Origin of the sequence: Pseudomonas sp. 43mfcvi1.1 (genome assembly GCF_900115935.1) — a bacterium.
Taxonomy (GTDB): domain Bacteria; phylum Pseudomonadota; class Gammaproteobacteria; order Pseudomonadales; family Pseudomonadaceae; genus Aquipseudomonas; species Aquipseudomonas bijieensis.
This window is the reverse complement of the sequence record NZ_UETT01000019.1, coordinates 136,914-149,564: the sequence shown is the minus strand read 5'-3', so window position 1 is coordinate 149,564 and position 12,651 is coordinate 136,914. Positions and strand designations below refer to the sequence as shown.

At 61.0% G+C, this 12,651-nt stretch carries 9 protein-coding genes; all 9 read left to right on the top strand.

Annotation, left to right across the window (positions count from 1 at the left end):
• The coding region (locus DTP52_RS28365; protein ID WP_178082506.1) for an RHS repeat-associated core domain-containing protein at nt 1–2,811 on the top strand (2,811 nt) is incomplete at its 5' end.
• Between the two features lie 3 nt (nt 2,812–2,814).
• Nucleotides 2,815–3,216 carry a hypothetical protein gene (locus tag DTP52_RS28360; protein WP_109756326.1) on the top strand — a complete coding sequence of 134 codons (402 nt, stop codon included), beginning with the start codon at nt 2,815–2,817 and terminating at the stop codon, nt 3,214–3,216.
• 515 nt (nt 3,217–3,731) lie between these two features.
• Nucleotides 3,732–4,985: a cystathionine gamma-synthase family protein gene (locus DTP52_RS28350; RefSeq protein WP_109756325.1), complete on the top strand. Its 1,254-nt coding sequence runs from the start codon at nt 3,732–3,734 to the stop codon at nt 4,983–4,985.
• Between the two features lie 151 nt (nt 4,986–5,136).
• Nucleotides 5,137–6,567, top strand: coding sequence for an amino acid permease (locus DTP52_RS28345; protein WP_109756324.1), 1,431 nt, complete (start codon nt 5,137–5,139; stop codon nt 6,565–6,567).
• A 57-nt stretch (nt 6,568–6,624) separates the two neighbouring features.
• Entirely contained in the window at nt 6,625–7,515 is an 891-nt protein-coding gene (locus tag DTP52_RS28340; RefSeq protein ID WP_109756323.1) for a LysR substrate-binding domain-containing protein, read from the top strand.
• Nucleotides 7,516–7,531: 16 nt separating this feature from the next.
• Nucleotides 7,532–8,911 carry a threonine synthase gene (gene thrC, locus DTP52_RS28335; RefSeq protein WP_109756322.1) on the top strand — a complete coding sequence of 460 codons (1,380 nt, stop codon included), beginning with the start codon at nt 7,532–7,534 and terminating at the stop codon, nt 8,909–8,911.
• A gap of 12 nt (nt 8,912–8,923) precedes the next feature.
• Nucleotides 8,924–9,361 (top strand): Lrp/AsnC family transcriptional regulator, encoded by a 438-nt coding sequence (locus DTP52_RS28330; protein ID WP_109756321.1) that lies wholly within the window; start codon nt 8,924–8,926, stop codon nt 9,359–9,361.
• 548 nt (nt 9,362–9,909) lie between these two features.
• The gene (locus tag DTP52_RS28320; RefSeq protein ID WP_109756320.1) at nt 9,910–10,968 is read left to right on the top strand and encodes a homoserine dehydrogenase; all 1,059 of its coding nucleotides are present in this window, start codon (nt 9,910–9,912) and stop codon (nt 10,966–10,968) included.
• Complete coding sequence (locus DTP52_RS28315; protein ID WP_109756319.1) at nt 10,965–12,377, top strand: aldehyde dehydrogenase family protein; 1,413 nt, start codon at nt 10,965–10,967, stop codon at nt 12,375–12,377. Before DTP52_RS28320 ends, DTP52_RS28315 begins: the two co-directional genes overlap by 4 nt.
• Nucleotides 12,378–12,651: the final 274 nt, after the last annotated feature.

Here is a 12,651-nt window from a genome sequence, read left to right as displayed (position 1 = left end):
TGGCAAGGCCTCGGGCCGGCCTCCCGCTGCGTCCGGCATTGGGCCTCGTTTGCGCAGATGGACAGCCGCTACACCTGGGGCGAGGACGGCAGCGTCACGGTCCGGCACCTGGATGGCAGCCAGGAAGTTTACGTCCACGACGAGCGGGCGCGGCTGGTGCGCAAGGTCGAGCCCGACGGCGGCGAGCACCTCAAGGCCTATGACGAACAGGGCCGGTTGATCGCCGAACAGGACCCGCTGGGGGCGGTCAGCGAATACCGCTACGACGAAGTCGGACGGCTAGTGGCGCTGATGCCGGCGGACGAAGTGCCGACGTCCTACGAATACCGCAACGGTTTCCTGCACGCCCGTTCCCGTGGCCAGGCCGTGTGGACCTACCGGCGCAATGCCCGGGGCGATGTGATCGTGAGCATCGATCCGGATGGCCGGCGCACGGAATATGCCTACGACGCCCACGGGCAACTGCTGGCGAGGTATGACCCGGACGGCGGCGAACATCGGTTCGCCTGGAGTCGCCTGGGCCAACTGACCGAAGAGATCCTGCCCGATGGCGGGCGTCGGTGTTTTTCCTACGACGCCCTGGGACGTTTGCTCAGCCGCAAGGACGAACACGGCGCCCTCACGCATTACCGATGGGACGCCGTCGGCCGACTGCTGCAAGTGACCTTGCCCAGCGGCGCCACCCGGACCTGGAGCTACAACGCCTACGGCAAGGTCACCGCCGAGCGCGATGAACAGGGCCGCCTCACTCGCTACGAATACGCCGACGACCTGCACCTGGTCAGCCGTCGCCTGAACCCCGATGGCAGCGAACTGAAATACCGCTACGACTCGGCGCGGCTGCTGCTGACCGAGATCGAAAACGAATCCGGCGAAAAATATCAGTTGGACTACACGCCCAACGGCTTGATCCGACAGCAAGTCGGCTTCGACGGCCAACGCACCACCTACGCTTACGACCTCAACGGCCACTTGCGGGAGAAAACCGAACACGGCGAGGACGGTTCGCAGTGGGTCACCCGCTACCAGCGTGACGCGGCCGGGCGTTTGCGGGTCAAGACCTTGCCGGACGGCCAGGCCATCGAGTACCGCTACGACGAACTGGGCCGGTTGGTCCACGTCAACGACGGCAGCAATCGTCCGCTGGCCTTCGAGTACGACGCCCAGGACCGGCTGGTCGGCGAGCATCAGGGCTGGGGCACCCTGCGTTATCGCTACGACGCCTGCGGGCGCCTCAACCACCTGCGCTTGCCGGACGACAGCCAGCTCGACTACCACCATGCCCCCGGTGGCGCGCTGACCGCCATCGACCTCAACGGTTCGCGCTTGACCGAACACCGATTTGACGGCGGTCGCGAACGGCAACGCCAGCAGGGCCGGCTGCTCAGCGACTACACGTACGACGAACAGGGCCGCCTCAAGGCCCAGACCGTGTGGCAGAGCCAACAGCAGCAACTGTTCTGGCGCGATTACGCCTACAGCCCCCGGGGCAACCTGCAAACCCTTTCCGACAACCGCAGCCGGCGTTGCTACCAGTACGACCCGCTGGATCGCCTGACCCGCATCGACTTTTCCCACAGCGAGCCGCCGGAACACTTCTGCCATGACCCGGCCGGCAACCTGATGATGCAGGACCGCCCCGGCCCGACCACCCTCAAGGGCAACCGCCTGCTCAAGGAAGGCGACCGCCACTACGACTACGACGCCTTCGGCAACCTGATTCGCGAGCGCCGCGGCCAGGCCCTGGCCAGCGCCTACCGCTACGACAGCCAACACCGCCTGATCGGCGTCACCACGGCGGACAGCCGCGAAACGTCCTACCGCTACGACGCCTTCGGCCGACGCATCAGCAAAACCGTGGACGGCCTGACCACGGAGTTTTTCTGGCAGGGCGATCAGTTGGTCGCCGAAAACAGCCCGCGCCACCACCGCAGCTACGTCTACGAACCGGGCACCTTCCGCCCGCTGGCGATGCTCGACGGCGAAGGCCTGAACGCCTGCCCGTTCTACTACCACCTCGACCACCTGGGCACGCCCCAGGAACTGACCAGTTACAGCGGACAGATCGTCTGGTCGGCGCGCTACAACGGCTACGGCAAACTCACTGAACTCAAGCACGGCGGCGGCGAACAACTGGAGCAACCCCTGCGCTTCCAGGGCCAGTACTTCGACCCGGAAAGCGGCCTGCACTACAACCGCCACCGCTACTACAATCCCGAGACCGGCCGCTACCTGACGCCCGACCCGAGCAAACTGGCGGGTGGGCTCAATGGGTACCGGTACACCCTGAACCCGACGGGGTGGGTGGATCCGTTGGGGTTGGTGGATTGTCCGGGGAAGGGTGGGTGCAGACCGGCGGTTGGGGAGCAGGATCCGGCGGCTAAGGTTGGGGTGGATGAGGGGGAGGCTTCCTCACCAAAACCTACATTTCTTTATCGTGGAGACTTGAGGGGGCCAGAAATCATTTTTAAAGAAGGTTTTAGGAGCTTGGGGAAAAGCACCGACCTACTACTGCATGTTTGGGATAACAGAAATCCACCGAGTAATTTTGTCAGTACAAGCACGGATGTTGATGTCGGTATCGATTTTGGAACAAAGTATAGGACGCGCAAAGGGTATCTGTATGTCCTAAAGCGAATTCCTGGACGTGATGTAAATAAGGAGCTCCCGCGCAGTGATGTTCCTTATAGCTATGAGTATGAGATTGCAATCCCTGATCGGGTAAAGACGGAAGATATTATCGGGGTCACTCCACTTAAGAAGGATGGTTCCTATGTTGGGTACTCTTTACCCAACCCTCAAAGGAAATAAAAAATGACGAAGCAAGTTATTTCAGTTATTAAAGACGGTCAAAAAGAGGATGTGCTGCTTGATGTTAATTCAGCAAGATCTACCGTTCTGCTTACCTTCAAAAGTGGCTGGTCAAAAAAATACTCCGGGGTGGACGTATATGAGTGTCTTGGAAAGATTATAAAAGAACACTCCGATTTAAAATTTTTATGCAAGGGGGCTAAACGAAGTGTAAGGCCTTCCAGTATGTCCTCGCAAATGTCGTCAGGGATAGCTGCATATGAACATGTTTTGGGTAAGCGTGCCTCAAGATCAGATATTGTTAATATATTTGATTATGAAGACCAAGATATAGTCAGTGATCCTCAACTGCAAAAAGATCATTTTTTTCTTTGGCTTGAATCTATAAAAGATGTGGATGAATAGGATCTAGATTGTGAGGGACAAGATACTGTTATTGATCGTTCCCACGCCCCCGCGTGGGAATGCATCCCGTGACGCTCTGCGTCACATCCAGAAGCGGAACGCGGAGCGTCCCTGGCGACATTCCCACGCAGGAGCGTGGGAACGATCGATAACCTGTGGCGGGGGAGCAAGCTCCCTCGCCACGATGATTCACATAGCCTTTAAGTCAACGGTCGCCTGCAGGACAGGCGCTCACGCATTCTCGACGCCACCACGATTCCAGTGTGGGAGCGAGCTTGCTCGCGATAGCAGAGTGTCAGTCACCCTCAATGGCAACTGACCCACCCTCATCGCGAGCAAACCCGCTCCCACAGGTTCACCACTGACTTACACGTCGCTACTTCGTACTCAGCCATTAAAAAAACCACCCCTTTGGCACCGATAACATCGTTTCTCGGGCCGGCGGCTTTTCCCTATATTGGCCCCCAGATCCGGTGAATGGCTCAACGTTCACCCCTTGAGTGCGAGTAGTCCCAATGAACAATAAACCTGACAGCGCAGGGCTTGAAAATGCGGGTGCGGCAACCCGGGCGGTGTGGGGCGGGGAGCAAGTCAGGCATCCCTATAACGCCACGCAAACCCCAATCGTGGTCAGCGCCGCGTATGGCTATGACGACATCGACGTCTGGTACGACGTCGCGCTGGGCAAGGCACCAGGCTTTATCTACAGCCGCATGAGCAACCCCACTGTCGAGACCCTCGAAGCCAAGATCTGCGAGTTGGAAATGGCCGAGTCCGCCGTGGCGTTCAGCAGTGGCATGGCGGCGATCAGCAGTGTGCTCTACACCTTCCTGGCCCACGGCGATCGAGTGGTGTCGACCAAGGACAGTTACGGCGGCACCAACAAGATTTTCGAAGAATTCCTGCCGCGCATGGGCGTGGACGTGACTTTGTGCGAGACGTTCGATCACGAAGAGATCGAGCGGGAAATCGCCAAGGGTTGCCAATTGGTGTACCTGGAAACGCCGACCAACCCGACCCTGAAAATCCTCGACATCCCACGCCTGGTGGCAGCAGCCAAGCGCGTTGGTGCCGTGGTGGTGGCGGACAATACCTTCGCCACGCCGCTCAACCAGAACCCGCTGGCCTTGGGCGTGGACGTGGTGATCCACAGCGCGACCAAGTTCCTCAGCGGCCATGGCGATGTGCTCGGCGGCCTGGTCTGCGGCAGCGCCGCCTTGATGGCCAAGGTTCGGCACTATCGGGAAATCAACGGCGCATCGCTCGACCCGTTCTCGGCCTACATGATCATTCGCGGCATGAAAACCCTGGTGCTGCGCATGCGTCAGCAGCAATCCAGTGCCCGGGCCCTGGCGGAATACCTCGGCACCGAACCCTTGGTGGAATCGGTGAATTACCCCGGCCTGCCCAGCCATCCGAACCACGCGGTGGCGTGTGCGCAAATGTCCGGCTTCGGCGCCATCGTCAGTTTTGTCCTGGTCGGTGGCATGGACACGGTCAAGCTGCTCTTGCCGCGCCTGCGCTTCGCCCATTGCGCCGGCAACCTTGGTGCGGTGGAAACCATCTACGGCCCGGCCCGCACCACCAGCCATGTCGAAAACACCCTGGAGGAACGCCTGGCCCTGGGCATCTCCGAAGGCTTGGTGCGGGTTTCGGTGGGCATCGAAGACACCGACGATCTATTGGACGATCTGAAACAGGCATTCGCCTTCGTCAAAAAGACCCTCAATCCGCACCTCAATGAAGTCCACATCGAAGCCGCAAACTGAAGTTTGAAAGTTGGTACCCCATAACAAGGCTGTGAATGGGGCGTTCATGAATAGGAATAATAATAAAACTTAGTGGTGACGCACTTTTACTCTGCCCAGTAACTTGTCGCGGACGTTAACGCGCGCCCTAACAACTTTCATGAGAACAACCATGTCCATAAAAGAACAACACCTCGACACGCGTGCCGGTTTTAAACAGGAAATGCAGACGCGCCATATCGTCATGCTGGCCTTGGGTGGCGTCATCGGTACCGGGCTGTTCCTGACCTCCGGCTACACCGTCAACCAGGCCGGCCCCTTGGGCGCGGTGATCGCCTACATCATCGGCGCACTCATGGTCTACATGGTGATGATGTGCCTGGGGGAACTGGCGGTGCAGATGCCGGAAACCGGTTCGTTCAGCACCTACGCCACACGGTTTCTCGGCCCGGGCACCGGCTACACCGTGGCCTGGCTGTACTGGCTGACCTGGACCGTGGCAATCGGTTCTGAATTCACCGCCGCCGGTATCTTGATGACGCGCTGGTTTCCGGACACGCCCGTGTGGATCTGGAGTGCGTTGTTCGCCGGTTTTGTGTTCCTCACCAACGTGATCTCGGTGCGGTTGTTCGCCGAGACCGAGTTCTGGTTGTCGCTGGTCAAAGTGGTCACCGTGGTGGTGTTCCTGCTGATTGGCGGTGGCGCGATTCTCGGCCTGTTGAACATCGATCAGGCGCACAGCATCGGGCTGAGCAACTTCACTCGCGAAGGGCTGTTCCCCACCGGTTTCATGCCGATTGCGATGACGCTGCTGGCGGTCGCCTTCGCGTTCTCCGGCACGGAACTGATCGGCATCGCCGCCGGTGAAACCAAGGATCCGCAACGCAATGTGCCGCGCGCCATCCGCACCACCGTGCTGCGCCTGGCGGTGTTTTTCGTCGGGACCATTTTTGTCCTGGCGACCTTGTTGCCCCGCGACCAGGCCGGTCTGGTAGAGAGCCCCTTCGTCACCGTCTTCACCTACATCGGCATTCCGTACTCAGCCGACATCATGAACTTCGTGATCATCAGCGCCTTGCTCTCGGCGGCCAACTCCGGTTTGTACGCCGCCTCGCGGATGCTCTGGACCCTCAGTGACCAAGGGCACCTGCCCAAGCAGTTCTCGGCCCTGACCCGCATGGGCACGCCGCTCAACGCGATCATCGTGAGCATGGCCGGTGGCGCCGCTTCGTTGCTCAGCAGCGTGTTTGCCGCCGACACCATCTACCTGGCGCTGGTGTCGATCTCCGGCCTGGCCGTGGTGGTGGTGTGGATGAGCATTGCCGCCAGCCAGATTGCCTTCCGCCGCCACTACGTAGCCAACGGCGGTGACATTCGCCACCTCAAGTTCCGCGTTCGGGGTTATCCGTGGGTGCCGCTGGGGGCGCTGGTATGCTGCAGCCTGGCGTGTGTCGGGATCGCGTTCGATCCTGAACAGCGGGTGGCCCTGTACTTCGGCTTGCCCTTCATTGCCTGGTGCTATTTCGTGTATTTCATTACCCGCAAAAGCCGCGAGCAACGCTTGTCGGTCGCCCCCTTGGCACAGCCGTCCGACGCGTTCTAGCCAGCGCTGAGGCGTGGCCGGTGCGCTCGGTGGAAGGGGTGTCAGCGAGGTCCGATCATGAAGCAAAAGCCGTTACCCCCATTGAACTGGCTGCGGGCATTCGAGGTGTCTGCCCGTTGCCTGAACTTCACCCACGCGGCCGAAGAGTTGTGCTTGACCCAAGGCGCGGTCAGCCAGCAGATCCGTCAATTGGAGAGTCATCTGGGAGTGGCGCTGTTCAAGCGCTTGCCCCGTGGCCTGGGCTTGACCGAGGAAGGCCAGGCCTACCTGCCGGTGGTGCAGGATGCGATTACCCGGCTGGCGGTCGGCACCAACGAGATTTTTGGTCAGCACAAACGCCGGCCGATCAAGGTGCGCGGCAGCCTGGCGTTTTTCGTGCACTGGCTGGCGCCCAAGTTGGTGAGTTTTCGCCAGGCCCATCCCCAGGTCGATATCCGCTACATCAGCAACATCTGGGTCAAGGAGCTGGACGGGGAAGACGACATGGAAATCCGCTGGGGCCACGGTCAATGGCCCGGCCTGGTGTCGCAGCGCCTGACCTGGGACACCTTGTTTCCAGTGTGCTCGCCAGAACTGATGGCGCGTTCGCCACTGCAGGTGCCGGCGGACGTGGCCAAGCATCCGCTGCTGCACGTGCTGGGTTACGAAGAAGGTTGGGGCTATTGGTTGAACATGGTCGGCGCGGACGGCGTCGATTCTTCGACCGGCATGCAGTTCGACACGCTGGTTTGCACCTTGCGCATGGCCGAACTGGGGCAGGGCATTGCCCTGGCTCGCTCGTCGATGGTGGCTGACCTGCTTGAAGAAGGGCGGCTGGTCGAGCCCTTCACCCAGCGCATCGAAGCCAGCGAGTCGTTCTACCTGGTACGCAGTTCCGGGGCCGACCAGCACCCCGACGCGGTGATGTTTTCCACCTGGCTGGTCGAGCAGGCACATCGTTTTAAATAAATGGCCGGAGCCAACCATGCGCTATGTAAGTACCCGGAATGCAGCCGTGCAGGTCGATTTCGAAAAGGTCGTGTTGTCGGGCATCGCTGAAGACGGCGGGCTGTTCGTCCCGCTTGAACTGCCGCAGTTCGAACCCCAGGACATCGCCAATTGGTCGACCCTGGCCTATGACGAACTGGCCTATCGAGTGATGCGTCCGTTCGTGGGCGAGGCGATCCCCGAGGCCGACTTCAAGCGCGTGCTCAAGGACGCCGGCAGCCCGTTCAGCCATCGCTCCCTGGCGCCGTTGCACCAGGTGGATCGCAACGAATGGGTCCTGGAACTGTTCCATGGCCCGACCCATTCTTCGAAGGATTTTGCCGCGCAGTTGCAGGCGCGGCTGGTGCAGTACTTCCTGCGCAAACGCCAGCGCCGCGCCGTGGTGATCGGCGCCACCAACGGCGACACCGGGTTGGCCGCCATCGAAGCCTTCAAGCACTGCGATGAAACCGACGTGGTGGTGATTTACCCGGAGGCTGGCGTGCCGCAAGAACAACGCCAGCACCTGCAAGCGGCGGCCCATCCGCGGGTTCATCAGTTCGCCGTCAATGGCAGCTTCGACGAATGCCAGACCCTCGTCACCCGCTTGTTCCGGCAGTGGCCGTGCACCGGGCGCGAGGCGATCAGTTTCAACTCCAGCAACTGGGTCAGCGTCATGGCGCAGTTGGTGTTTTACTTCCACGCCGTGCTGCAACTGGGCGGCGGTCAGCGCCCGATTGGTTTCAGCGTGCCGGCGGCGAGTTTTGCCGAGGTCTACGCCGGCTACATCGCGCAGAAAATGGGCTTGCCGATCACGCAGATGATCGTCGCGACCAACCAGAATGACGCGCTGCACCAGTTGTTCCTGAAGAACCACTACTCCCGCTTGCGCGCCAACAAGACCTTGTCGCCAGCCATGGACCTGTCGATCTTTTCCAACCTGGAGCGGTTTCTCTGGGAGCTCTACGGCCATGACGACCAGGCCGTGAGCGCGCTGATGGCGACCTTCGAAACCACTGGCGAGATGACCATTGCCAACGAGTTCTGGCTGCAGGCGCGGATGATCATCGACTCCTACGCGGTCACGGATGAACAGACCTTGGAGGAAATCACTTCGCTGTATCGCGACACCGGTTATGTCATCGATCCGCATACCGCCACGGGCGTGCTCGCGGCGCGCTTGTACCGCCGCAGCCTGGTGGCGCCGATGGTGACCTTGGGCGAGATTTCACCGGCCAAATCGGCGGTGCTGCTCGGTGAGTTGGGGATCAACATTGCGCCGCAACCGCGTCCCATGTCCGACCATCGCCCGGCGCAGATCCATCGCATCCAGCCGGACGACCTCGGTGCCCTCCAACAACTGCTCGCTGCTCTCTAACAGGAGGCTCCCGTGAAGCGAATTCTCGACCCTCTCGACGAACGCATCATCGCCGAACTACGCCTCAACGCCCGGGCCGCCCACGCCGAACTAGCGGCCAAGGTCAACCTCTCACGCAACGCCGTGCGCCAACGCATCGAACGCCTCGAACGCGACGGCGCGATCCAGGGCTACACCGTACGCACCGGGGAGGGCGGGCAAGCGTCTTCGAACATCAACGCCGTGATCTTCGTCTACCGCTACGACCGCATGCGCGGCGCGGAAGTATTGCAAGCCCTGCGCGCGATGCCGGAAGTGCAGCAGTGCGATGTGATGAGTGGCGAGTTTGATTTGATGCTGCGGGTGGGGGCGGCGAATCCGGAGCGGGTGCATAAGGTGTGGAAGGAGATATCTGCGTTGCCTGGGGTGGAGAACACGGTGACGTCGTTTGTGTTGTCGTCGGTGGTTTAGGCACGCAGCCTGCCTAAAGTGTAAATCCTGTGGGAGCGGGCTTGCTCGCGAAGGCGGTGTGTCAAGCAACATCAATGTTGACTGTGCCGCCGTCTTCGCGAGCAAGCCCGCTCCCACAGGGTCATGTGTCCTGCCAGTGGGGCCCAGCATGCTTGCCACCGCTGAGGGTGCCCGCAGATGCTCCAGCCACCCCAAACCCTGTGGCGAGGGGATTTATCCCCGCTGGGCTGCGCAGCAGCCCCAAGCAGATCGAACTCAATCAACCTGACACACCGTGCCGGATGGTTTCGGGGCTGCTTCGCAGCCCAACGGGGATAAATCCCCTCGCCACAGATACCCCCCCCAACACCACAGATATCTCCCCTTACCAGAAATGGACCGCGCTAAAAAGCCAACCCCCCTGTTGGCTTTTTCCACACCTGACGCCTCGCCCAACCCTTGGTCAAAACGCCCATAAAATGAAGCAAATTGGCATATTTCACTGCCCAGCCCACCCCCCTAACCTAGATCCCAACAACCTCATCACCCGGATCAAGGACATAACAAAAATGACTGAATACAAACTGGCGCTGGTCGGCTTCGGCGGTGTGAATCGGGCATTGGCTCAACTGATTGCCGAGCGCAACCCACAGTGGAAAACCGAACTCGGCTTCACCCTGAAAATCGTCGGCGTCACCGATCTGTTCCTCGGTTCGGTGATGGACCGCCACGGCCTCGACGCCGCCTCACTGGCCAAACTACCGGCCGTCAAAGGCGCCATGGCCCAACTCCCCGGCGGCACCGTCGATGCCCTCAACGAAGCCGTGATCAAAGACTGCGGCGCCGACATCATCGCCGAAGCCACCTTCACCAACCCGGTGGACGGCGAGCCCGCCACCTCGTTCTGCCGCTGGGCTCTGGAGCGCGGCAAACACGTGGTCACCACCAACAAAGGCCCCATCGCCCTGCACGGCGCCGAGCTCAAGGCCCTGGCCCGGCGCAACAACGTCGCCTTCGAATACGAAGGCTCAGTGATGAGCGGCACCCCGGTCATTCGGCTGGCCAAGCAATCCCTGGCCGGCAGCTCGATCAGCGGTTTCGAAGGCATCCTCAACGGCACCTCCAACTTCGTCCTCACCTCCATGGAGGGCGGCCTCGGATTCGCCGAAGCCGTCAGCCAGGCCCAAGCCCTGGGCTACGCCGAAGCGGACCCCACGGCAGACGTCGAAGGCCATGACGTACGCCTAAAAGTGGTGATCCTCGCCAACGAACTGCTCGACGCCAAACTCACCGTCAACGACGTCACCTGCCGCGGCATCTCCTCCCTCAGCCTCGACGACATCGAAAAAGCCCGACAAAACGGCGCGCGCTGGAAACTCATCGGCGCCGCCACCCGCAATGCCGACGGCTCCATCAGCGCCAGTGTCGAACCGCGCCTGCTGAACAACGACCACCCTCTGGCGAGCATCAGCGGCGCCACCAACGCCGTGTCCTTCACCAGCGAACTGCTCGGCGCCGTCACCGTCTCCGGTCCGGGCGCAGGCCGCACCGAAACCGCCTTCGCATTGCTCTCGGACATCATCCACATCCACCAATCGGCAACCCGCAAACAGGAGCACAACCTGTGAACGTATCGCGCCTGGCCCTGGCGGTCGTCGAGCCGCACATCGAAGTCCTCAACCCGTTTGACGGCAGCGTCGTCGGCACCGTCGTGGACGTTTGCGCATCAGAAGTCCCACACCTGCTGGAGACCGGACGCAGCGGCGTACAAGCCTGCGCCGCACTGCCGCGTCATCGCCGTGCAAGCATCCTCGAACAGGCTGCCTTGAACATCGAACGCGACGCCAAAGCCTTCGCCCGGCTGATCGTCGACGAAGCCGGCAAGACCCTCAAGCAGGCGGAAAAAGAAGTCAAACGCTGCGTCAACACCCTCAAGCTCTCCGCCGAAGAAGCCAAACGCAACGCCGGCGAAATCGTGCCGTTCGACGCCTACGAAGGCGCCGAATCGCGCCAAGGCTGGTTCACCCGCGAACCCCTGGGCCTGATCGTCGCCATCACCCCCTACAACGACCCGCTGAACCTGGTGGCGCACAAACTCGGCCCGGCCATCGCCGGCGGCAACGCGGTGATCCTCAAGCCGTCCGAGCTGGCGCCGTTGTCAGCCCTCAAACTCGTCTCGTACCTGGTCGCCGCCGGCCTGCCACAAACCGTGGTCACCGTCGCCACCGGCGGCGCCGAACTGGGCAAAGCCCTGGTCAGCGCCCGCGACGTACGAATGATCTCCTTCACCGGCGGCTTCGTCACCGGCGAACAAATCGCCCGCAGCGCCGGCCTGAAAAAACTCGCCATGGACCTCGGCGGCAACGCCCCGGTCATCGTCATGGCCGACTGCAACCTCGACGCCGCCGTCGAAAGCTGCGTCTCCGGCGCCTTCTGGGCCGCCGGGCAAAACTGCATCGGCACCCAACGCCTGCTCATCCACGCCCCGATCTACGCCGCCTTCCGCGAGCGCTTCGTCAACCAGGCCCAAGCCCTCGTCGTCGGCAACCCACTGCTCGCCAACACCGACATCGGCCCGATGATCACCCAACAGGCCGCGCAAAACGCCGAACAGGTGGTAAACGAAGCCCTGCAACAAGGCGCCACTTTGCTCTGTGGTCATCGTCGACAAGGCAACTGTTACGCCGCCACGGTGCTGGAAAATGTCGATCATTCCAGCCGACTCTGGCGCAATGAAGCCTTCGCCCCGGTGGTGGTGTTGCAGCCGTTCGAAACGTTTGATGAAGCCATCGCGTTGGCTAACGAACCGGAATATGCGCTTCACGCCGGGATTTTCACCAACGACCTCAGCACCGCGATGAGCGCTGCACGGCGGATCGAAGCCGGGGGCGTGATGATCAATGACTCGTCGGATTTTCGCTTTGATGCGATGCCGTTTGGCGGGTCGAAATACGGGAGTTTGGGCAGGGAAGGGGTGCGGTTTGCCTATGAGGAAATGACCCAGCCGAAGGTGGTTTGTTTGAATACGTTGGGGTAACAGGTCAGGTCGTTGGCATCGGGCAGGTTTGGTCACCTGCCCGGTGTTTTTTTGCACAACCCCAAACCTCAAGCCCACCGCCATCCCCCCTGTGGGAGCGAGCCTGCTCGCGATGAGGCCAGCAAAGCCAACCCCCCAACCAAGCCAGACTCTTGTGGGAGAAAGTGATGAGAAAAATCGGTATTTCCGAATTTTCTACCCTGCGTCAATCGTGCAGAAACGTGTCATGTCGCTAAAACCCAATTTCGACGACACGTTCCGTCCTCATGTCGTC